This is a genomic window from Erysipelothrix amsterdamensis (assembly GCF_940143175.1).
GTDB lineage: Bacteria > Bacillota_I > Bacilli_A > Erysipelotrichales > Erysipelotrichaceae > Erysipelothrix > Erysipelothrix amsterdamensis.
Map to the genome: position 1 here is coordinate 133,324 of NZ_OW659496.1, position 22,413 is coordinate 155,736.

The window sequence follows — 22,413 nt, forward strand, 5'->3', positions numbered from 1 at the left end:
ATGATATCATACTGAATTAAATCAAAATCTAATTCACATAAATATTATATAGTAGGATTTATTATGTGAATCAACAAAAGTTTGATTTCACACACAATCGACTTCTATTTGTATCGTGTTATACACTTATAGAGTAAATATGTGAAATTATTATTAAACTTCCACAAATTTGTATGCAGTAGCACATCCTTAGGTTCATTGTTATTGCTTCAACTCAGAACTTTTTGCGAGTGAAAAATCGATATGGCAGTATCCCCCAGGATGAACTTCAAGATAATCTTGGTGTTCTTCTTCAGCTCTCGTAAAGTTTAAGAGTGGTAACACTTCAACTGCTAGGGGTTTTGAATAGTGTTCTTGATATGTTTTTAACAGTGATTCAAGATGTTCTTGATCACTTTCGTGTTCATAATAGATCCCTGTACGGTACTGTGTCCCAATATCATTACCTTGTTTGTTGAAACTTGTGGGGTCTATAATTCGAAATAAGTGATCAACGATTTCATCAAGGGAGATGACTGCATGATTATATTGAATCATTGCAGCTTCTACAGCACCTGTCTTTCCCGAACAAACTTCTTGATATGAAATGTTCTCTTGATTACTGTTTGCATAACCAACTGCCGTATTCTCGATACCTTTTAATCGCTTATAGTATTCCTGGACACCCCAGAAACACCCGCCAGCAACAAATATTGTACGTAGTTCTCGTGTGTATGGATTTCTCATTGTAGTACCTCCTATGTTTAAAAGATACCATAATTGATGTGTATATCTAAAGTAAAAGGCACTTATCGTGCCTAAACCCAGTGGTCTAAGCTGGGATAGAGTATTATCATGGAGTCGATAATATCCTATGAGCGTGTGCTCTAATCAATAATATAGTGTATAATCGTTATAATATGATGAAGACATTGTTAATTTTACGTTAAAACGTGATTTATGATACAATGCTTAAATGGAGGAATTGCTATGAGTGAATTAATAAACTTTAGAGATTTTGGTGGATATCCCACTAAAGATGGCCGAAAAATTAAAACAGGTATTTTTTATCGTTCCGGTTCTTACCGTGATCTGACTGAGGAAGACCGAGCTTACGTTAAAACATTAAACATTCAAAATTTACATGATTTTAGAGAACCAACTGAGTTGGATAAGGATGAACGCAAGGAAGGCCTTGCAAAGAATGTTCATGATATATCCGCATCGTTACATCTCGGAGGGTTTGAAGAAGACCCAAGTGTTCCTTATACAGTGTTATCTTCTGAGAGTATGATTGAGTTTTACGAAAAATTACCGTTTTCGAACCCAGCTTATCAAAATGTGTTTAAAGTATTACAAGAAGATGATGCAGTACCATATTTACATAATTGTACTGCAGGTAAAGATAGAACAGGCGTTGCGACAGCGTTGATCCAATTAGCTCTAGGTATGCATGAAGATGCGATTGTTTATGATTACATGCTTTCTATGGAAGCGTATGACGCAATATTCGAGAATGAGGTACGCCGTCTTAAAGAAGGACGTACAGTAGAAACATTACTTTATAAAGTTCCGGGACTCATTATTAAACCAGGATATCTGAAGAGTGCCCTATCAGCAATCATTGAAAAATACGGAACGTATGAATCTTATTTTGAAGAAGAGTATGGCTTGGATTCAGAAAAACTTGAAGCGTTGCGTAATCGTTATACCGAACGATAACATAATCTAACATAGTTTTGGAGTATCCATAACACAATTATTTTGTATACTCTAGGTGTAAGAAGAAATCTTACCTGTATGAACCTCTTCTCCAAAATATTCATATCCCCTTATGAATAACAACAACAATAATATTCATACAGAATTCTTTCCCCTTAATATAAAAAAAGCACCCTAGTTCGCTAAGGTGTTTTTTTTGTTTTTCTCATACATGTATGCAATTATTTCAAGAATCTCGTATTTAGATGTTGTCGAGGATCTCAAATAATTATTATTTCCTTTGCGAATTCTGCCTAGAATATAATCTCGTGCGTCTGCTTTTGATACTCTGTTGATTTCGTCGACACTTACAATATTGTTTTTCAACATCTCTTTCTTGATAAGAGGAAAAAGTTCTTTATCATGGTATTTTCGTAATTCGGTATTGAATTCATGTTCATCTATACAAAATGACATAGGCGTTAGCAAATAGTTCCTAGATTCAAAGTTCATAACTTCTAGATTGAAGTCTTCCCATAGTTTAGTATTGATATTAAATGATTTAATACGAATTGTACTAATTGTGGATGTTGAATATAAGGAGATACCATTTGAGTCAACTTCTTTCAACACATCCATTGTAAATTTAGACAGTTCTGGGTAAATTAAATTAGCGATCAAATCGGAAACTACATCTATACCAATTCCGGGGATAAAAAGATAAGTATCGGAAATATCATTAATACGGCCACTCTTAAATGCAGGGGAAGATTTAATTGAATTTGCTAATTGCATAAAGGTTTGTTTACCCATGCCCTTTCCGTAAGATTTCAATTTTTTTTTGTAACCAAGATTTATGTACGAACCTTCTTTGGCATTTTCTGCAAAGTGTGCGATTAGTTCTTGATTGTCTTGTCTTATTGCGTCTAATAGTGTGTTAAAATAGACAGCTATTGTCTCAACACAATTTATAGAGTATTTACTCAAAGAATCAGATTCTTTTATGAATGCAATTTTATTTGATGACAAAAAATTTCTGACATCAGGACGATGCTTGTCTAGAGAAATATTAACTGCCACTTTTTCTCCCATATAGCTGGGCATTTCATTAATATACATTTAGTATACCTCCTATTTTTATAATAGAAGAAATAAATATTAGTAAGAAAAAAATATACTTATATTGTAATATCAATTTAGTAATGTTAAAATATATTTGCGTATAATATGATAACATTTCAGAATAATATTAGACTTTCTTCTAATATATGTTCTGAAATTTTATTTTTTCAGAGCATATATCAGAAGAAAATTCATTTTAAATAGACACACTTCAGAATTAAAATTTACCTGAAGTGTGTTTTTTATTAATTATATAAAGATGTCATTGATTCTTTCAGTTTCTTCTGAAAATTCATCACGATATTTTTCGGCAATAATCGCTTCGCCTTTTTGAATCGATGCTTGGACATCGATTATACGTTGGTTTGTTGAACCTCTAAACAGAGCAGCAAGATTTTTTTTCTTGATTAGAAAACGACCATCAATGAGGATATCAAGTTGTGATAGATATTTTTGAACAAAAGGATCACGATGTCGTAAGAGTGCCTCAAAGGTATAACCACTATAAGACCATAAATTATATCCTTCTTTTTTTAACCTTTTCGCAATCAAATAGAGTTGCTCAGCCTGTACAAAAGGTTCACCACCAGAAAATGTAACTCGTTTTAAATCAGCTTCTAGAATTTGATTAATAACTTCATCAACCTCAATAAGCTCTCCACCGTCAAAAGGAATTGAGCGTTGATTATGACATCCAGGACAGTTGTGAGGACAGCCCTGTGTAAAAACCACAGAGCGTATCCCCTCACCATCAACTATGGAGTCAGAAATAAAGGAAGCGAGTCTAATCTTCATAACGATGTTTTACACGATCATGTTCTTCAGATCGTTTCGCATCATTAAATCGATCCAAGGTTCCAACAAGGTACCCAGTAATACGTCGAATACGTTCGAACCCATAATCACCATCGGTTTCTAAACGCCCGCAACTAGGGCATTCTTCATTGATAATTCCGGTGAAACCACAAAGCGGATCACGATCGACAGGGTGGTTAATTGCACCATAACCAATTTCGTTATCGTGCATCATACGTACAACTTCCTCAAAGGCTTCAAGGTTTTGAGTAGTATCGCCATCAAGTTCTACGTAGGTGATATGACCACCGTTTGTAAGGGCATGGTACGGTGCTTCAATAGCCAATTTATCTTTGATTGAAATATCATAATAAACAGGAACATGGAATGAATTAGTATAGTATGTTCGGTCGGTAACTTCAGGAATTGATCCGAATATGGATCGGTCAATGCCAACAAAACGACCTGATAAACCTTCAGCAGGAGTTGCGATTAGCGAGAAGTTTAACTGTTCTTCTTCAGTATACTTATCGGCTAGATCTCGCATAAATCCAACAATTTCTAGTCCAATACGTTGTGATTCTTTACTCTCACCATGGTGTGAACCTGTGAGTGCTTTTAGACACTCTGCAAGACCAATAAATCCGAAAGCAAGTGAACCGTGTTTCAATACTTTGCGTAAGTTGTCTTTTGGTTTAAGATCCTTTGAATTTTTCCAAACACCCTGACCGAGTAGAAATTTGAAATTCGATACCGACTTATTGCATTGAATTTCGAATCGTTCAAGCAATTGATCTTTAACAAGATCCATGAGATGCTCAAGTTCTTTATAGAACCCATCAAAGTCTGGTTCTTCATGATTAAGAATACCGTGCTTGATTCCGAGTCTTACAAGGTTTATAGAAGTAAAACTTAGGTTACCACGTCCAGTAACTTCTTCATGTTCTGGGTCTGTAACATCGCCCATGACACGTGTACGACATCCCATGTATGTAATCTCTGTTTCATATCGACCATCTTTGTAATATTGTTTATTGAAGGGTGAATCGATAAATGAGAAGTTCGGGAAGAGTCGTTTAGCGGATGTCTTGATCGCTAGTTTAAAAAGGTCGTAGTTAGGATCTTCGGGGTAATAATTAACGCCTTCTTTAATTTTAAAAATTGAAATAGGGAAAATAGGGGTTTCGCCTTTACCCAGCCCTTTATCAAGTGCTTTAAGGTAGTTTTCCATTACCATTCTTCCTTCTGGACTTATATCGGTTCCGAAGTTAATTGAACTAAAAGGTACTTGCGCACCAGCACGAGAATGCATTGTGTTTAGATTGTGGATAAATGCTTCCATAGCCTGAAATGTAATACGATCGGTTGTTCGTAGTGCTTTATCATAAGCTTTATCAAGCAAGCCCATTAATGTAGCGTCTTTCTTCATCAAAGGTTCAAATGATTGAATATCAACGGTAATTGATGGGAGTTGATCAATATGTTTAATAATTTTAGTAAAGTCTACTTCCTCGAGGTGCTCAGTAACTTCTAAAAAATCATATAATTTTTGTTTAAATTGTTTCTTAAATGTTGCAAGTACACCGGGAGCCATATAATAATCAAATGCAGGGATACTTTGTCCTCCGTGTTGATCATTTTGGTTCGACTGAATTGCGATTGCTGCAAGTGCAGCGTAAGAAATGATATCTTTCGGCTTACGTAAATGACCGTGTCCTGTAGAAAATCCATTCTCAAATAATTGTTCGAGATTAATTTGATTACATGTTGTAGTTCCCATTGGTAAAAAATCCATATCATGTATATGAATTTGTCCTGCATCATGTGCTTCGTAATAGTCCTCGCTCATTTGATATGCTTTTGCGAATTCTTTAGAGACGGTTGATCCAAACTGCAGCATCATACCCATCGGACTGTTACCATCAACGTTCGCATTCTCACGTTTTGAATCTTCTTCAACAGCTTCTTTTTGATTTAACTTCTCAATCGCTTTAAGAAATTTATGTTGTTTTGAGATGAAAATTTTTCGTGACTCATTGCGTCGATTACGGTACTGAGAAAAAGATTCATATACATCGGTATAATTTTGACGGAGAAGTTCACGTTCAATTAAATCCTGAATATGTTCAATGGAAATATAGTCTTCATGTGTCGCGATTTCTTCAATTTGCTTCAAAACCTCCATGTAGACGTGATTTGCATCATCATTGGAATATTTATTTGATTCAAGGGAATCAAATCCTTTTTTGATTGCGATTGCAATTTTTTCACCATTAAATTTCATTTTCTGGTTATCACGCTTTAGTATCGTGATTTTTTCTAAGTGTTCTAATCCTTCCATTTTTTTCCTCCTGCAGTGTATCAATCACGGACTTTTATCCATGATTATCTTGTATATCTATCATACATTTAGATGGAAATCTTGCCAAGATGAAATAGGCCTACAAATGATTAGTACACTACTTCACAAGTAAAAACGTATATTATTTAACGCTTATCGTTAGTAATTCAAGAAACATTCATGTTTTTTTAGTTTTTTTTAGGTTATAATGCGTTATGCAGCTTAAAAATGGAGATTATGCAAATATATGATGATTATCATTGTGTGATATAATCAAATTAGAAAGATAGGGGTGACGAAGTGATAATTGTAAGACTAGATCGGGTCATGGCAGATCGTAAAATGACGCTCAAAGAATTGTCTGAACGAACAGGACTATCTGAAGTGAACCTTTCGAAATTAAAAAACTCTCGTGTTAAGGCGATTCGATTTTCAACATTGAACGCAATTTGCACAGAGTTGAAGTGTCAACCACGCGATATCTTGGAGTTTGTATATGATATCTAGTGGTGAATGGGTGAGGGGTTATCGATTCGTGATACTTATTTAAAACCAAGAGAAGGATCTCTTGGTTTTATTATATATAAGGATAGTTTAGTTTATTTGATAATATTATTTGTGTGAGGGTTTGATTCGTGGACATAAAAGTTGGTATATCATGCGTTGTTTTTGGTATATATAAGAATAAATTGTATTTTGAATGAATATTTGTTAAAATTAGACTAGAAAAGATAGAAAAGGTTGGATATTATGGCAAAAGTATTATTACTAATCATATCTGCGGTTATAATTGTTTTATCTCTATTACAAAGTGGAAAATCAGAAGGATTTACAGGAGCCTTTTCAGGCGGAAAAGGATTAGACTTATTCTCGAACACAAAAGAACGTGGGGCAGAAAAGGTTATATCTAATTTAACGATGGGTGCAGGAATTGTATTCTTCGCTCTTGTTTTGTTTATCCTTAAAACACAAGTATAGGAGAAACCGCTAAAAAGCGGTTTTTATTTTATGAATAAATATAAAAATTATGAAGCAGTGAAGACTCAATTAGAGTCATTAAAAGAAAAAGTGTTATTAAGTGCGTTTATAGAGAGCGTAGTTGAAAGCAAAAAAATAAATGTTGGTGAAATTGATGAAGTGCTTGAAGAAATGTCTTTAAGTAAAGAGATTGTCATCGATGGGGAAGATCTTTACTATATCGATAATGTGAAGTATGGTATTGGTTCTTTTCGTGTTGTCCGAGAAACGTTCGCTTTTGCGGAAACGATAAGTGATTCGTTTTATATTGGTAAAGACGATTTTAACGGTGCACTCGATATGGATGATGTGCTTTTTGAAATCAAGAGTAATGAAAAACGATTTGGTGTTGTGATTAAATCAGTAAAACGTAATCGCGATGTTATTTTAGGAACGATGAAGAAAGACGGGAAGAAACTATTCTTCATTCCTTATGATAATAAGATTACATTTAAAGTTGAATATGATGCGTCAAATCTTGATTTAAAAGAAAATGATCGTTGTATTGGTCGAATAACTTCAGTTGGAGAACGCATTCATGTAGACATTATTTCAGTATTAGGGCAAGCTGATGAACCGGGGATGGATGTTTTAAGTGTTCTCTTTGTTTACGGTATTGATAACGATTTTAAACAAGAAGTTTTAGATGAGATTAAAAATGTACCTACCGAAATTGATCAAAATGAGACAAAGCACCGTATGGACCACCGCGATCAGTACGTTATTACGATTGATGGTGAGGATGCAAAAGACTTAGATGACGCAATTTACATGGAAGCTTTAAATGGGGGATACCGTCTGTATGTTCATATTGCGGATGTAGGACATTATGTTCAACCGCAAACCGCTTTAGATCAAAGTGCATACGAACGAAGTTCTTCAGTTTATATGGTTGACCGCGTGGTACCAATGCTACCGAAAGAACTCTCAAACGGTATTTGTTCATTACATCCAAATGTAGATCGATTAACAATGACATGCCAAATAGATATTAGCTATGCGGGGGAAGTTATTGACTATAACATCTATGAATCCGTTATTTGTTCTAAACGTCGTATGAGCTATAAGGAAGTTAATACGTCACCGGATCTTGGTGAAGTTCAAGAAATGGTCAGTATGATGCTCGATTGCGCACGACGTCTTCAGTATAAGCGAAACCAAGCAGGTCAAATAGGTTTTGATAGTGCCGAAAGTCAATTTGTAATCGATCATGAAGGAAATGTATTAGATATTTTCTTAAGAGAACGTGGCGAAGCTGAGGAAATGATTGAATCCTTTATGGTTATTGCGAATGAGGTTGTGGCACAACACTGTCGTTACCAATCAATACCCGTACTCTATCGAGTTCACGAAGCACCAGACCGTGAAAAGATGCAGGAATTAAGTCATACACTTCGTATTTTAGGGTACCGACTGAAAGGAAATCTTGAAGAAATTCGACCAAAAGAAATTCAAAAAGCATTAAAATTCTTTGAAGGGAAGCCAGAATATCCTGTTGTATCCCGTTTAATGTTGCGATCAATGACAAAAGCTAAGTACAGTCAAGAACCGCTCGGTCATTTTGGACTTGCATTAGAAGACTATACACACTTTACGTCACCGATTCGTCGTTACCCGGATCTATTACTCCACCAACGCATTAAACAATATGCAGTGAAACATGATTTTTCAAAATTAGAAAAAGATGAGCAATTTACGATTGAAGCAGGATTGCATGTATCTAAAAAAGAACGTTCGATTTTAGATGCTGAGCGTCAAGTTGAAAAAATTAAGAAAGCTCAATTTATGTCTAACAAAATTGGTGAAGAATATGTTGGTTTTATTAGTGGAATTAGTAATTTTGGAATTTTTGTGGAATTACCAAATACTGTCGAAGGACTTATTCATGTACGAAATCTAAATGATGATTTCTATACATTTGATGGACCTTCACAAAAAATGATTGGCGAACGTACGGGTAGAACGTATTCGATTGGTCAAAAACTTAAAGTTAAACTTGTTTCGGTCGATGATCTTGAGCATGTTGTGAATTTTGAGATTATTGGTCAGAAGAAAATGAGTCGTCGAAAACCAGATTCAAGGAAGGATGGGTTCAAATCAAAAGACCGTCCGAGTGAGTCAAGAAATACCGATAAGCGAAAGGGGCGAAGAATTAATGACCGTCGTCGCAAAAAATCGTAAAGCATTTCATGAATACTTTATTGAAGATCGTTATGAGGCTGGAATTGTTTTGACGGGTACAGAAATAAAATCCGTTCGTCAGGGCAAAGTCCAGTTAAAAGATGCCTTTATTTCGATCGTGAACGGTGAGGCATTTATTAAAGGAATGCACATCGCGCAGTTTGAACAAGGAAATCGGTTCAATCATGATGAAACGCGCGAACGTAAGTTACTTTTGCATCAGCATGAAATAGAGAAACTTGTTAAAGCGCAACAACTTCAAGGATATACAATCATACCTCTAGATCTTCACTTATCACGTGGTCGTGCAAAACTTGAAATTGCAACTGCTAAAGGAAAGCACCTCTTCGACAAACGTCAAGTTGAAAAGGAACGAAGTATTAAAAGAGATATCGAAAAAGCTATGAAACGATAAGAAGCATTTATGCTTCTTTTTTTAGGTGAAGTATCTTTCTCAACAGACTTATAAATGCAATAACGAAAAGTGTGAATAATTGACTTATTTAGTATTAAGTTGTACTATCTAGATAACACATGGAGGTGTTGATTATGAAACTTTGGATGATAATCTTAGCAATTGTGGTTGTAATTGCATTGTTTGCAATTTCAGCTTACAACGGATTAGTAAAACTTCGTAATATGGTTGAGGAAGCTTTCTCAACAATGGATGTATATTTGAAAAAACGTTACGATTTAATTCCGAACCTTGTAGAAACGGTAAAGGGTTATGCAGGACATGAGAAAGATACACTCGAAAATGTTATTGCGGCTCGTAATAAGGCTGTAAATGCTCAAGGCATGGAAGAACAATTAGCTGCAGAAGGTGATTTAAGTAAGACAATGGGACGCTTGTTTGCACTTACCGAAAGTTACCCTGATCTTAAAGCAAATACAAACTTTATGGATTTGCAAGGTCAACTTAAAACAATTGAGACAGAAATTGCGCAATCCCGTAAATACTATAACGGTGTAACACGTCAGTATAATACAAAGCGTGAAACATTCCCTACAAATATTTTTGCGAATATGTTTGGATTTGGACGCAAACCTCTTTATGAAGTTGATAATGAGTCAGAACGTCAAAACGTTAAAGTTCAGTTTTAATTGAGGGAGGTTACTCCCTTTTTTTATAAGGAGGATTATTTTATGAAACGCATAAAACAGTTGTTATTTATTATGGTGTTATCTTTAACACTTTTCATAACTCCTTTATCGGCAAATGAGACAAAGAGCAATGCAGTGAGTTTACCCGACCCTACTTCTTCAGATATTCAGAATCATTATAAGGATTATGGATTTCCAGTAGTTGGGGAATCATTTGATATTACTTTGGATGTTAAAGAAGATGGTCGCATAAATATCAATATTGTCTTGGATGCATATTTCCACGAGCCAAGACAAGGGATTTTTGTAACAATTTCCGACCGCTATAATGATTATGACTTTGGCGAAGGGAAAAAAGATTATGTTTTCCCAACATCAGATATCCGAGTGAAGAATCGTGAGGTTGATATTGATCATAATAGTGATGGAGCTGTATTAAAAATTGGGACACCTGGGAAATATCTACAAGGCTCCCAACAATATGAATTTTCATATGTCGTTAATACGAGAGACTTGGAATTATCTCGAGGCGATCTGTTATATCAGAATTTAATTACAAAAAATTGGGATTTCCCAATGATGAAAACATCATTCAAAATCCAAATGCCGAAGGAATTTGAATCGAACCCAAAATTTTACGCAACAAGTGATAATTTGCCTGTGAACTATAGAGTAGATGGAACGACAATTACTGGATCATTTGACCAACCTCTTTATAAGCAGGCTTTAACGGTTTGGTTAGATTTACCGCACAATTATTTTGAATTTCCTGTTTTTGATAAAACACCCATCACGGTGACAATTTCAGGAATTCTCGCTCTCATTATTTCTGTTCTTTTCCTAAAATATGGACGTGAGTATCCTGTTGTGGAGACGGTAGAATTCAGTGCACCTTATGGTTTATCAAGTGCTGAAATAGGGTATGTTTATCGTGGCTATTCAAAATCTAACGATATTGTTTCTTTAATTATTTATTGGGCTTCAAAAGGTTACCTAACGATTGAAGAGTTGGATGAAAAAGGAACTAACATTAAGTTAACTAAGATTGCTGAGTTATCAGATGTACGAAATCGCGAAGAGTTGCGTGTATTTAATGCACTCTTTAAAAATAGAGAAGAAGTAACTACAAAAGAACTCAATACGAAATTTGGTAATGTGATTAGCAATGCCACAGCGTCTTTATCTTTAAGATTTAGACAAAACAAAGAGGAACGTGTTTTTTCAAGAAAATCTACAGTCTTGAAGTCTATTGGAATGTTTTTAGCGCCAATTGGTATTTCAATTGTATTAGCATCTGTCGGATATGCACGTATGGGAATTGAAGATGATGCTTATATCTTTGGAATTATGGGCTACGGTCTTTTTATGGTTTTAGGTATTTTCGGATATTATGCTACATCTTTTGACGGTGTAGCAGGTACTCGTAAACCCAAAAGCATGTCGATCTTGTTTATTGTTATTAGTGCAATCGCGACAGTTGCTTTAACCTTTGCGACTGGATGGGGTTTTAAAAATCCGATTCCAATGCTCTTAGCTTACATATTTTATTTAGTAAGTGTTGTGAGTGTTGCTAATATGGGGCGTAGAACACAGATTGGTTCGGAGTGGTACGGACAAATATTAGGACTCAAGCGATTCATTGAAGTTGCTGAGCAAAGTAGAATTGAAGCTTTAGTTGAAGAGACACCGGAGATATTTTATAATATTCTTCCTTATGCATACGTTCTTGGTGTCACAGATATCTGGTCGAAGAAATTTGAATCAATTGCAATCCAACAACCTGACTGGTATATTTCCTCTCAACCTAATTTTACATCTTACTATATGTGGCATTCGTTGAGTCGTTCGATGAATACCTTACAATCATCAATGGTTTCAATTCCAGCTCCTACAGCCTCATCGGGTGGCGGCGGTTCATTTGGTTCCGGCGGCGGTGGCGGCGGATTCTCTGGTGGAGGATTTGGTGGAACTGGTGGCGGAAGCTGGTAAAGGCATCTCAAAAGAGATGCTTTTTTCTTTATATTCAGGAAATTGAAATATAAGGTATAATATTAGTATTGAACATAGGGGGTTATGATGGATTTTTTTAAAGGTTACAAATTCAAAACGATAATTGCAATTGTTTTTAAATTTATTGAAGCCGTTTTTGAATTGTTTTTACCATTACTAATGGTGAAATTAATTGATGTCGGTATCGCAGGAAATGACTTGAAATACATTTATAAAATAAGCGGATACATGTTTCTATTCACGATATTAGGTTATATGTCTTCAATTGTCTGTCAATATTTGGCATCTCAAATTTCACAGCAAGTTGGGGGTCGTATTCGTCTTTCGTTGTTTGAAAAAATTAACACTCTGTCTCTTGGAGACACAAATTTATTTTCAAGTTCAATGTTGACAACTCGTGTTACAACTGATGTTAATCAAATTCAGGAAATGATTGCTAAGACAATTCGTCTAGCGGTTCGAGCTCCGATGATCATGTTAGGGAGCTTGTACGCGCTCTACCAACTTAGCCCAATGTTAGGCAAACAGTTAATGATTGCTCTTCCCCTTTTCCTTCTTGTTGTAGGCCTATTTATGAGGTTCTCAATGGTTTATCATCTCGATGCACAGACAACACTTGATCAAGTTGGTCATAAGGTTAAAGAATACTTAAGTGGTGTTAGAATTGTTCGTGCGTTTTCCCAAACTGATCGTGAAATTGAAAATTATAAAAACCTTAATAATCTGTTAGAACAGAAGCAATTAAAGGTAGGATTTGTATCAACACTTTCGAGTCCCTTGACTTCTTTTATGATGAATTTGGTACTTGTAGTTCTCGTCTATTCGGGCGCCCTACAAATCAATGAGGGAATGATGACGCAAGGGCAAATGGTGGCAGTTATAAACTATTGTACCCAACTTGTCATGACCCTTATCGTTTTTATGAATTTAGTTATGATTTTTGCGAGAGGGTATACTTCAAAGAAAAGAGTTAATGAGATTCTTCATCTAGAGCCAACAATGGATGTATCTGGAGAAGCGATTCTTTCGGAGGGACCGATAAAAATTGAATTTCAAAATGTTTCGTTTGCGTATCCCCATACAAATCGCAAAATATTAAAGAATATCAATTTGAAAATCAATCCAAATGAGACTTTAGGAATAATTGGTCTTACTGGGAGTGGAAAAAGTAGTTTGGTAAAATTATTACCTCGATTATACGATGTAAGTGAAGGAACCCTTAAAATTAATGATAAAGATATAACAACCTATTCTGTTGCCTCACTACGTAATCGTATAGGGTATGTATCCCAAAGTGCTTCATTTTTGAGTGTGACGATGGAAGATAATATCCAAATGGGTCAAGAGAGTGATGCTGCGAAGGCATTAGAACATGCCGAGGGGAAAGAGTTAGTGGAAAAGGGATTAGATGTAAAGGTTCAAGAGGGAGGGACAAACTTCTCGGGTGGTCAACGTCAACGATTGAGTATTGCGCGAGCACTTGCCAAAGAACCGAGTCTGTTGATTTTTGATGACTCATTCAGTGCTCTCGATTATCTCACGGATAAACGACTTCGTGAGAATTTAGAACGTTATTATGCACAAAGCACTAAAATCATTATCAGCCAGAGAACAAGTTCGGTTATGAACGCAGAAAGTATTATTGTTATTGATAATGGAACTATTATTGCGCAAGGAACCCATGAATCGCTTCTGGAAAGTTGCGATTTATATCAACGCATCTACGCATTGCAAGAGGAGGATACACATGAAGAAAAATAGAAAACTACTCCTATTTTGCATTCTAACAAGTATCATCTCAAGTATTGCTTTAGTGATCACACCCTATTTTCTTGGTAAAGCAATTGATGGCATGGTGGGATACCAAAATGTTGATCTAAAATATGCGATTGAAATGTTAAGTTATACAGCGATTGCGTATATGATTCATTTCATACTAAGTTGGGCAACCAATCGCATGGCAAATCGTTTTTCTGTTCGATTTGTCTCAGATTTAAGGTCAAAACTCATGCACAAAATCACGCGCTTACCAATTTCTTTTATCGATCAGCACGCACAGGGTGATATTCAAAATTTGTTTGTAATGGACAGCGAACTTATTATTGATGGACTTTATCTCTTGTTAACTCAGTTTCTAGGAGGGGTTTTTGTTGTTTTAGTAGCGGCGTTTTATATGATTCGCATAAATATTGTGATGAGTCTCGTCGTGTTTGTGATGGTTCCGATTGTCTACTTTACTTCTAAAGTGATTTCGCGAAAATCGTATGGATACTTTCAACAACAACAGGAACTTTCGGGTAAACTTAGTGGTAGAACATCTGAATTTGTTGACAATTACCAGTTAATTCTTACAAGTAATTATCAAGACCAGGCAATCCGAGAATTTTCGCTCATCAATGAATCACTAAATAAAGTAGGTGAAAAAGCACAGTTTATGTCGGCCCTCACAAATCCTACAACACGATTAATGAATAATTTATCTTATGTATTATTAGGATTAACAGGTGCTTTTGGTGTATTGAATAATACATTAACAATTGGACTTATGACAAGTTTCCTAAGTTATTCAATGATGTTCTCTAAACCATTCAATGAGTTTAGTGCGATTATTTCCCAAATAATTGCTGCTAAGGCGAGTTATGAGCGTATAGAAAAAATTCTTGATGAAGAAAATCAAATTGATTGTGAACATGAAGAAAAATTAGAAGGAAAAACTGTTGCTTTTGAAAATGTAAACTTCTCGTATGATGGAAATAATACAATTATTGAAAACTTAAATTTGAGTATCAAGCCTTTAAGTAAGGTTGCAATTGTCGGTCCTACAGGAGCTGGTAAATCTACGATGTTAAATCTATTGATGCGTTATTACGATGTGGATTCAGGATCAATCTTAATTGACAACTTAAAAGTGGATGAAGTTTCTCGTGCAAGCATTCGTCATACAATGTCAATCGTTTTACAGGATCCATGGTTATTTGAGGGAACCATTCGTGACAACATTTCCTATGGAAATGCAATGGCGACAGAAGAAGAAATTGTGCGTGCTGCAAAACAAGCAGGTTGTCATGAATATATTATTTCACTTGATGATGGATATGACACTCGCGTCACCTCTGGATCCAAAAATATGTCATTGGGTCAAAAGCAACTCATCACGATTGCTCGAGCTCTCTTGGTCGATGTTCCGATAATTATCCTGGATGAAGCGACCAGTAGTGTCGATGTCGTTACAGAACGACATATTCAAAACGTGTTCACTCAAATTATGAAATCGCACACGACGTTTTTTGTAGCGCATAGACTCTCAACTGTTACGGATTCGGATATGATTCTAGTAATGAAATCTGGAAGACTCGTAGAACAAGGTACCCATCAGGAACTTATGGAACTTAAAGGCTTTTACCAAGAACTTTACATGAGTCAATACTGATGTGAAGTTATGTGACAATCTAATGAATATATTTAATAAAAACACAAAATATGATATTCTTATAGACAGTCATGAATATTCACCGATAGCGTGATATAATTAGTGAGAATAAGGAGGTTCTTATGCCATTTGCCTTAATAACATTTCAATCAATCATCAATAGTTTAAAGGCTATCGTAGACTTTTCAATTATTTGGGTTTTGGTTTATTACATTTTGAGAATTGTTAGAAATAATTCTCGAACTGTTCAGATTTTCAAAGGAATCGTATTAATCATTGCGATGCGCTTTGTTGCTCATAAACTAAGCCTCACTACATTAAAAGCTCTACTCGATCTATTGATTCAATATGGATTCTTAGTCGTAGTCATTATATTTGTGCCGGAAATCCGAGCTATGTTGGAAAGACTCGGAAAAACATCCGTTTTTTCAGCACTCCATTCTTTATCCGGTAATGAGAAAGAAAAACTTGTGGATGAACTCGTTGATGCAGCAACCGTGCTTGCAGAACGAAAAACAGGTGCACTTATTACACTTGAACAAGGTCACTCTTTAGCAGATTATATTAAAACGGGTACACCAATTAATTCATCCGTTACCTCGGAACTTTTATGTTCTATTTTTGTTACGTCGACACCACTTCATGATGGTGCAGTAATAATCCAAGGGGATCGCATCGCATGTGCGTCGGCCTATTTCCCACCGACTGCTCAAGATTTACCAACTCGCTATGGTGCGCGTCACCGTGCTGCGATTGGATTAAGTGAAGTTACAGACTCAGTAACAATTATTGTATCCGAAGAAACGGGAACAATTTCGATTGCTGAAGGTGGAAAACTTCGAGAAATGGATGCTGCGAGCTTACGAGAGTATCTCAATCTTCTTATCCAAAATAGTGAAAAAGAAGTAAGTCAAAGTCTAGGCGCTCATCGTAAACAACGTAAATTTAATTTATCAAAATTAAACGTTGATCCAATTAAAATTGAGAAGGTTGATAGTTCAGATTTAAACCTTAAATCGACGGAACCTACAGAAACAAATGTGGAAAAGCGGGACTTTTCAAAATTAATGGGTATCTTCAAGAAAAAACCTAAGGATGCCGATACAAAAGATAAGTCAACAGAGAACGTACAAGACTTAACAAGTAATCAAGATCATTCGTCACAGGATGAAGATTCAAAAACAACCGATGTTGAGGAACCAGTAACGATCGTAGATGATACGAATTCATCAGAGAAACTAAACGATGAAGGAGGTGAGCCAAATGAGTCCGAAGAAAGATAAGAAAAATAAGAAATTTGATTCTGAGGATAAACTTGAGCTTGCACAGATTATCGCAGAAAGATCTGAAAAAATTACGAATTTAACCGAATCAATTGGAGATGCATTCCTTCGAGTACTTCGTTGGTTGAGTGCATGGTTTGACCGAATTCTCTTTAATCCACGTCACGCTAAACTCGTGGCATTCGCAGTTGCATTACTTATTTATTTTGCATTCAATGTATCTGCATCCACGCCATCTCCAGTAAATCAAGCGCGTCAAATTCCAGATGTCCCAGTTGTTGTAAAGTATAACTCTGAGATGTATGAAGTTGTAGATTTTGATGAGAAAGTTGATGTCATTGTATTTGGGGATTATAGTGATATTTCAATGGTAAACCCTCAAAATGATCTTAAAGTTGAATTAGATTTGAGTGGCCTTGCAGAAGGAACACATCAAGTTAACTACAAAACAAATATAACGTCAGCTCGTATTCGAACAACAATTACACCGGCTTCTGCTAATGTAACGATTCGAATCAAAGAAGCAAAACGTATGACGTTAAGTACTGAATTCGTTAACCAAAACAAACTTGGAAGCCAATATGTATTGGGTACGCCAGAGTTAGAGACACAAGATGTAACGATTAAAGCGTCGAAAGAAACAATGTCACAAGTAGCATTCGTAAAAGCATTAATTGATGTTAGTGGCCAAACTGAACAGTTTACTACTGACGCAGAAATCGTAGCTTATAACCAACAAGGTGAACGTCTAACGACGGTGGATGTATTGCCGAAAACAGTTAAAGCGAAGGTAGATGTAACATCACCTAATAAAACAGTTCCGATTAAGCCAGTTTTCCAAGGAGATATTCCAGAAGGTAAGGCGATTGCATCGTTATCAATGGATAACGAAGCGATGACAATTTACGCACAACAATCGGTTCTTGATAGTATTGAAGAAATTAAAGTTCCAATTCAAGCGAGTGGTCTCACAAAAGATACAAAACTCGTTCATAACATTAGCCTTCCATCCGGAGTTCGTCATGGTACAGTTTCTAAAGTAAACTTTGATATCAAGCTCGGCGAGGGTGAAACTAAGAAATTTGACGATATTCCAATTCTATTTGTACATAATGTTAATCAGTTGAAGATTTCACCAGGCACATCTGGCGATCAAAAAACAGCAACAACGACATCATTAGAAGTGTTTGGAACAAAAGAAAATATTGAAAAATTCAAACCTGAAAACGTTAAAGTATATATTGATATGCGTGACATTGAACCAGGTGATAATCAAGAGGTTAAACTCTATGTAGAATACAACGATCCAACATCGTCTCTCTACACAGTAAAATCAACAAAAGAAACAGCAGTATTTAGTTTTAGAAAATAAGAGGTAAGTATTTATGGGTAAGTATTTTGGAACGGACGGACTTCGCGGTAAAGCGAATGATGCTCTAAGTTTGGATATTGCAATTAAAGTGGGACAATACTTAGGTTACTCGTTTAGAGGTGAGAAGATTGTAGTTGGACAAGACACACGACTTTCTTCAGGAATGTTTGCAAGTGCAATTGCTGCAGGAGCAACATCTATGGGTGCTGATGTATATCTACTTGGTGTTTGTGCTACTCCAGCACTTGCATACGCAGTTAAAAACGAAGGGTTCGCAGGTGGTGTAATGATTTCCGCGAGTCATAATCCTTACTACGATAATGGCTTAAAATGCTTTGCTTCGACAGGTATGAAAATATCTGCAGAGCTAGAAGAAAAAATTGAAGCGTACATTGATGGTGAACTATCCATCGATGTTGCGCACAGTAATGAAATTGGACGTGTTGTGGAATTTCCGGAAGGATTGGAAACATACATTCAATATCTTGAATCTCTAATCGATGTGCGTTTTGATGGTTTGAACGTCGTCCTCGATACGGCAAATGGCTCGGCTGTTTCTTCCGCTGAACGTCTCTTTAAAGATTTAGGTGCTTGTGTGACAGTCATGAATAACAATCCTGATGGACTCAATATTAATACTGAGTGTGGTTCAACACATCCGGAGTCACTTCAAGCAAAAGTAGTTGAAATGGGTGCAGATATGGGATTTGCATTTGACGGTGACGCAGATCGCTGTCTTGCAGTAAATCATAAAGGCGAGATGGTTGATGGTGACGAAATCTTGTTTATTCTTGGTCGTTTCTTCAAATCGGAAAAGCAACTTAAAGAAGATACGATTGTATCAACCGTCATGGCTAATTTAGGATTCTTGAAATCCTGTCAAAAATCAGGTTTGAATGTAATTACAACAGATGTTGGTGATAAACATGTTTATGCGTCAATGAATGAGAATGATTACAAACTTGGTGGAGAACAATCTGGACATATTATACTGAAGGATTATGCGACGACAGGTGATGGCGTGTTGACTGCACTTGTTATTGCAGAAATAGCATCAAAAGCTGGAAAAACACTAGCAGAACTCGGTTCGGAATGTATTCGATTCCCGCAACTACTTCAAAATGTTCCTGTTAATGATAAACAAGCAGTTATGAATCATGACGCTGTAAAAGAAGCTGAGAATCGCATTCATCGCGAATTGGGTGACGAAGGGCGATTACTTCTTAGACCGTCAGGTACAGAACCGCTTGTCCGCGTCATGGTAGAAGCACAAACAGATGATTTGTGTGAACACTATGTCAATGATATGATTAATGTAATCAATAACATTGAGTAAGGGTGATAATATGAAATATGTGATCAGTATTGTAGAAGATGAAAAAGATTTAAATGAACTTGTAAAGAGTTATTTAGAAAACGCTGGTTATGAAGTCCGCTCTTATTACACATATGATGAAGCGAATGCCCATGTTCAGGATGACGATGTTCATCTTTGGATTTTGGATATAATGCTTGATGATAAGAGTGGTTTTGATTTGATTGAACGCATTAAAATGCATTCGCCTGCAACTCCGGTAATCTTTATGTCTGCACGAGATAAAGAATTTGATCGAATTATTGGTTTGGAAAAGGGTAGTGATGATTATATTACGAAACCTTTCTCACCAAAAGAATTAGTGCTGCGGGTTAATAACATTATTAAGCGTTCTTATAATCAAGACCTTCAAACGGAAGTTGATGGTTATGTCATTGATGAGAAACAGCGTAAAGCGAGCAAAGATGGCTATGAACTTGAACTTACAACAAAAGAGTTTGATCTCTTAATGCTTTTCGTTAAAAATAGAGGTGTTGCCTTTACGCGTGAACAGATTTTAGTTCATGTTTGGGAAACCAATTATTTTGGGTCGGATCGAGTTGTAGATGATACCTTAAGACGTCTTCGAAAAAAAATGCCTGGTCTTAATATACAAACAATATACGGATTCGGATATCGTCTTGGATGATGAGAAATATTCGTGAGTTTATAAGAAAGCTATCGTTAACACAGCAATTAATTGCAATTGTTGTTTTTACCTTTGCTTTCTTTTTAGTATTCTTTTTTGGAGCGTTATCTTTAAATATCGATAAGTTTGTTGATAAGCAAATGTACGACTTAATCCATCGAACACAACAGAATGTTATTTATAACTATAAACGTGGGTTGGATGATGTCGATTTATATGGAGCAAATGATCCGAATATTATCCATGTTATTCGAAATAAAGACGGTAGTATAAAATCAAATGGTTTAAGTCTCATCAATGTGGATTTATTAAAACAAGTTAAGATTCAAATGGATGCAGTGGAGCTCGAACAAAGCATTAACTACCGATTTAAAGATAGCAGTCTTTATACCATTACAAATATCCCGGATAAACAAGCAAGTATTGCAACTTTAATTTCTAGAAATTATCAGAACGAATTTAAATCGTTATTATTAAATAATGTTATTAATATGATTTTGATAATTATTGGTGTTGTTTTCTTATTATTACTTGTTTGGGTTAGTTATATTATTCATCCATTAAACCAAATCCGTGCGTATATTGAGAAAATAAAGCGAAACGAAGATGCAGAATTAAATATTGAACGTCATGATGAAATTGGTGAGCTGGCAGATGTGTTAGTTGAGATGAACGAGGAATTGAAGCGCCAAGAGCGTGTTAAAGAAGAAATGATTCAAAACATATCACATGATCTTAAAACACCGATAGCGACGATTAAATCGTACAGTGAAGCGATCAAAGATGGTGTTTATCCTTACGAGACGCTTGAGAAGTCAGTTGATGTCATTATTCAACATGCAGATCGTTTAGAGAAGAAAGTTTATAATCTATTGATGTTGAATCGAATGGATTACATGACTCATGAACAAATCGATCAGAATAGTAATATAGAGTTGAAAGAAACGATAGAGTCGGTAATTGTTTCTTCAAGTCAAATAAGACCAGAAATCGAACTAATTCTAAATGCCGAAGAACATAATGTATTTTTTGGTACAGAGGAGCCGTGGCGGGTTGTTGTTGAGAATCTTCTCGATAATGCTCTGCGATACGCTAAGACAAAGATTATTATCACATTAAAAGATAATTACCTATCGGTATACAATGATGGATCGATAATCAATGAAAATAGAACAGAACAGATTTTTAATGCTTATGAAAAAGGTGAGGGTGGTCAGTTTGGGCTGGGACTCTCAATCGTTAATAAAGTCGCAACGAATTATGGTTATTCAGTAAGTGCTTCAAACGTTGACGAAGGCGTTATATTTGAAATTAGAAAGGCAGGAATTTAAATGAAACAAAAAATTGATTCACGAATTGCAGTATTAATTGATGCAGAAAACGTTCCATATGCTAATATTGGGGGCGTATTACGAGAAGTTGCTCGTTATGGTACACCTACAGTAAAAAGAATCTACGGTGATTGGACAAAACAAACTGCTTCAGGATGGAAAAGTCATTTGCTGGAACATGCAATCACTCCCATCCAACAATACTCTTATACAACTGGAAAAAACTCATCAGATTCCGCAATGATTATTGATGCGATGGATATTCTGTATGAAGGAAATGTTGAATCATTCTGTATTGTCTCTTCAGACAGTGATTTTACGCGCCTTGCAGTGCGTTTAAGGGAAGCAGGGAAGTATGTCATTGGAATTGGCGAACAGAAGACTCCAAGCGCTTTTATCGCATCCTGTGACAAGTTCATTTATATTGAAATTATCGATCTTGTCGAAACTGAAAATGTCGACTCCAAAACAAAACTCTCTGTAGACAAAAAGAATAAGTTGCACCAACTCATTGCATCCTCAGTTAATGACCTCGCAGATGATAATGGATATGTATTTATGGGCGATTTAGGAAATTTAATTATGAAAAAACAACCGGATTTTGATCCGCGAAACTATGGATATTATCAATTAACACCGCTCATCAAAGCACTTGGACAATTCGACATCGATGAAAGACGGATTCCAAATAGTAATGTTAAACATGTGTACATCCGAAACAAATAGTTTATAATGTAAGTGAAA

The 22,413-nt window shown here is 35.7% G+C and carries 19 protein-coding genes; 15 read left to right on the forward strand and 4 right to left on the reverse strand.

Annotated elements, in window-relative coordinates; all coding sequences use genetic code 11:
• Window positions 1-201 precede the first annotated feature (201 nt).
• Window positions 202-726 (reverse strand): peptide-methionine (S)-S-oxide reductase MsrA, encoded by a 525-nt coding sequence (gene msrA / locus NMG63_RS00585; protein ID WP_254007120.1) that lies wholly within the window; start codon window positions 724-726, stop codon window positions 202-204.
• A 243-nt stretch (window positions 727-969) separates the two neighbouring features.
• Here msrA and NMG63_RS00590 point away from each other — a divergent pair, with 243 nt between their 5' ends.
• Window positions 970-1,701, forward strand: a complete 732-nt coding sequence (locus tag NMG63_RS00590; RefSeq protein ID WP_016357537.1) for a tyrosine-protein phosphatase — start codon at window positions 970-972, stop codon at window positions 1,699-1,701.
• 174 nt (window positions 1,702-1,875) lie between these two features.
• Here the strand turns inward: NMG63_RS00590 and NMG63_RS00595 are convergent, their stop codons facing one another.
• The 3 genes from NMG63_RS00595 to NMG63_RS00605 form a co-directional block, all read right to left on the reverse strand.
• Window positions 1,876-2,799, reverse strand: a complete 924-nt coding sequence (locus NMG63_RS00595; RefSeq protein WP_013852451.1) for a DUF8370 family protein — start codon at window positions 2,797-2,799, stop codon at window positions 1,876-1,878.
• A gap of 252 nt (window positions 2,800-3,051) precedes the next feature.
• The gene (gene nrdG, locus NMG63_RS00600) at window positions 3,052-3,597 is read right to left on the reverse strand and encodes an anaerobic ribonucleoside-triphosphate reductase activating protein (protein WP_013852452.1); all 546 of its coding nucleotides are present in this window, start codon (window positions 3,595-3,597) and stop codon (window positions 3,052-3,054) included.
• The gene (locus tag NMG63_RS00605) at window positions 3,587-5,938 is read right to left on the reverse strand and encodes an anaerobic ribonucleoside triphosphate reductase (RefSeq protein ID WP_013852453.1); all 2,352 of its coding nucleotides are present in this window, start codon (window positions 5,936-5,938) and stop codon (window positions 3,587-3,589) included. The genes nrdG and NMG63_RS00605 overlap by 11 nt, the downstream gene beginning before the upstream one ends.
• A gap of 300 nt (window positions 5,939-6,238) precedes the next feature.
• Between NMG63_RS00605 and NMG63_RS00610 the strand changes: the two genes are divergently transcribed.
• The 14 genes from NMG63_RS00610 (at window position 6,239) to NMG63_RS00675 (ending at window position 22,395) form a co-directional block, all read left to right on the forward strand.
• Window positions 6,239-6,445 carry a helix-turn-helix domain-containing protein gene (locus NMG63_RS00610; protein WP_013852454.1) on the forward strand — a complete coding sequence of 69 codons (207 nt, stop codon included), beginning with the start codon at window positions 6,239-6,241 and terminating at the stop codon, window positions 6,443-6,445.
• 243 nt (window positions 6,446-6,688) lie between these two features.
• Window positions 6,689-6,916 (forward strand): preprotein translocase subunit SecG, encoded by a 228-nt coding sequence (gene secG / locus NMG63_RS00615; RefSeq protein ID WP_003775940.1) that lies wholly within the window; start codon window positions 6,689-6,691, stop codon window positions 6,914-6,916.
• Between the two features lie 30 nt (window positions 6,917-6,946).
• Window positions 6,947-9,136, forward strand: coding sequence for a ribonuclease R (gene rnr / locus NMG63_RS00620; RefSeq protein ID WP_254007121.1), 2,190 nt, complete (start codon window positions 6,947-6,949; stop codon window positions 9,134-9,136).
• Window positions 9,111-9,551, forward strand: a complete 441-nt coding sequence (smpB, locus tag NMG63_RS00625) for an SsrA-binding protein SmpB (protein WP_237999977.1) — start codon at window positions 9,111-9,113, stop codon at window positions 9,549-9,551. The genes rnr and smpB overlap by 26 nt, the downstream gene beginning before the upstream one ends.
• Window positions 9,552-9,685: 134 nt before the next feature.
• Complete coding sequence (locus NMG63_RS00630; RefSeq protein WP_013852455.1) at window positions 9,686-10,240, forward strand: LemA family protein; 555 nt, start codon at window positions 9,686-9,688, stop codon at window positions 10,238-10,240.
• A gap of 42 nt (window positions 10,241-10,282) precedes the next feature.
• Window positions 10,283-12,229, forward strand: a complete 1,947-nt coding sequence (locus NMG63_RS00635; RefSeq protein ID WP_254007122.1) for a DUF2207 domain-containing protein — start codon at window positions 10,283-10,285, stop codon at window positions 12,227-12,229.
• A gap of 87 nt (window positions 12,230-12,316) precedes the next feature.
• Window positions 12,317-14,011, forward strand: a complete 1,695-nt coding sequence (locus NMG63_RS00640) for an ABC transporter ATP-binding protein (protein ID WP_254007123.1) — start codon at window positions 12,317-12,319, stop codon at window positions 14,009-14,011.
• Entirely contained in the window at window positions 13,998-15,680 is a 1,683-nt protein-coding gene (locus NMG63_RS00645) for an ABC transporter ATP-binding protein (protein ID WP_254007124.1), read from the forward strand. Before NMG63_RS00640 ends, NMG63_RS00645 begins: the two co-directional genes overlap by 14 nt.
• A gap of 122 nt (window positions 15,681-15,802) precedes the next feature.
• The gene (cdaA, locus tag NMG63_RS00650; protein WP_254007125.1) at window positions 15,803-16,963 is read left to right on the forward strand and encodes a diadenylate cyclase CdaA; all 1,161 of its coding nucleotides are present in this window, start codon (window positions 15,803-15,805) and stop codon (window positions 16,961-16,963) included.
• A complete protein-coding gene (locus tag NMG63_RS00655) occupies window positions 16,944-18,335 on the forward strand; it encodes a CdaR family protein (RefSeq protein ID WP_003775925.1) in 1,392 nt (463 codons plus the stop codon). The genes cdaA and NMG63_RS00655 overlap by 20 nt, the downstream gene beginning before the upstream one ends.
• Window positions 18,336-18,348: 13 nt before the next feature.
• Window positions 18,349-19,671 carry a phosphoglucosamine mutase gene (gene glmM, locus NMG63_RS00660; RefSeq protein ID WP_254007126.1) on the forward strand — a complete coding sequence of 441 codons (1,323 nt, stop codon included), beginning with the start codon at window positions 18,349-18,351 and terminating at the stop codon, window positions 19,669-19,671.
• A 10-nt stretch (window positions 19,672-19,681) separates the two neighbouring features.
• Window positions 19,682-20,338: a response regulator transcription factor gene (locus NMG63_RS00665; protein ID WP_003775921.1), complete on the forward strand. Its 657-nt coding sequence runs from the start codon at window positions 19,682-19,684 to the stop codon at window positions 20,336-20,338.
• Window positions 20,335-21,669: a sensor histidine kinase gene (locus NMG63_RS00670; RefSeq protein WP_254007127.1), complete on the forward strand. Its 1,335-nt coding sequence runs from the start codon at window positions 20,335-20,337 to the stop codon at window positions 21,667-21,669. The genes NMG63_RS00665 and NMG63_RS00670 overlap by 4 nt, the downstream gene beginning before the upstream one ends.
• Window positions 21,670-22,395 carry an NYN domain-containing protein gene (locus NMG63_RS00675; RefSeq protein WP_254007128.1) on the forward strand — a complete coding sequence of 242 codons (726 nt, stop codon included), beginning with the start codon at window positions 21,670-21,672 and terminating at the stop codon, window positions 22,393-22,395. It begins immediately after the preceding gene.
• Window positions 22,396-22,413: the final 18 nt, after the last annotated feature.

Coding starts and splice junctions, on each gene's coding strand:
- rnr (WP_254007121.1), top strand. CDS start 6,947: ATGAATAAATATAAAAATTATGAAGCAGTGAAGACTCAATTAGAGTCA.
- NMG63_RS00675 (WP_254007128.1), top strand. CDS start 21,670: ATGAAACAAAAAATTGATTCACGAATTGCAGTATTAATTGATGCAGAA.
- secG (WP_003775940.1), top strand. CDS start 6,689: ATGGCAAAAGTATTATTACTAATCATATCTGCGGTTATAATTGTTTTA.
- NMG63_RS00630 (WP_013852455.1), top strand. CDS start 9,686: ATGAAACTTTGGATGATAATCTTAGCAATTGTGGTTGTAATTGCATTG.
- NMG63_RS00590 (WP_016357537.1), top strand. CDS start 970: ATGAGTGAATTAATAAACTTTAGAGATTTTGGTGGATATCCCACTAAA.
- nrdG (WP_013852452.1), bottom strand. CDS start 3,597: ATGAAGATTAGACTCGCTTCCTTTATTTCTGACTCCATAGTTGATGGT.
- NMG63_RS00605 (WP_013852453.1), bottom strand. CDS start 5,938: ATGGAAGGATTAGAACACTTAGAAAAAATCACGATACTAAAGCGTGAT.
- glmM (WP_254007126.1), top strand. CDS start 18,349: ATGGGTAAGTATTTTGGAACGGACGGACTTCGCGGTAAAGCGAATGAT.
- NMG63_RS00640 (WP_254007123.1), top strand. CDS start 12,317: ATGGATTTTTTTAAAGGTTACAAATTCAAAACGATAATTGCAATTGTT.
- NMG63_RS00595 (WP_013852451.1), bottom strand. CDS start 2,799: ATGTATATTAATGAAATGCCCAGCTATATGGGAGAAAAAGTGGCAGTT.
- msrA (WP_254007120.1), bottom strand. CDS start 726: ATGAGAAATCCATACACACGAGAACTACGTACAATATTTGTTGCTGGC.
- cdaA (WP_254007125.1), top strand. CDS start 15,803: ATGCCATTTGCCTTAATAACATTTCAATCAATCATCAATAGTTTAAAG.
- smpB (WP_237999977.1), top strand. CDS start 9,111: ATGACCGTCGTCGCAAAAAATCGTAAAGCATTTCATGAATACTTTATT.
- NMG63_RS00655 (WP_003775925.1), top strand. CDS start 16,944: ATGAGTCCGAAGAAAGATAAGAAAAATAAGAAATTTGATTCTGAGGAT.
- NMG63_RS00645 (WP_254007124.1), top strand. CDS start 13,998: ATGAAGAAAAATAGAAAACTACTCCTATTTTGCATTCTAACAAGTATC.
- NMG63_RS00665 (WP_003775921.1), top strand. CDS start 19,682: ATGAAATATGTGATCAGTATTGTAGAAGATGAAAAAGATTTAAATGAA.
- NMG63_RS00670 (WP_254007127.1), top strand. CDS start 20,335: ATGATGAGAAATATTCGTGAGTTTATAAGAAAGCTATCGTTAACACAG.
- NMG63_RS00635 (WP_254007122.1), top strand. CDS start 10,283: ATGAAACGCATAAAACAGTTGTTATTTATTATGGTGTTATCTTTAACA.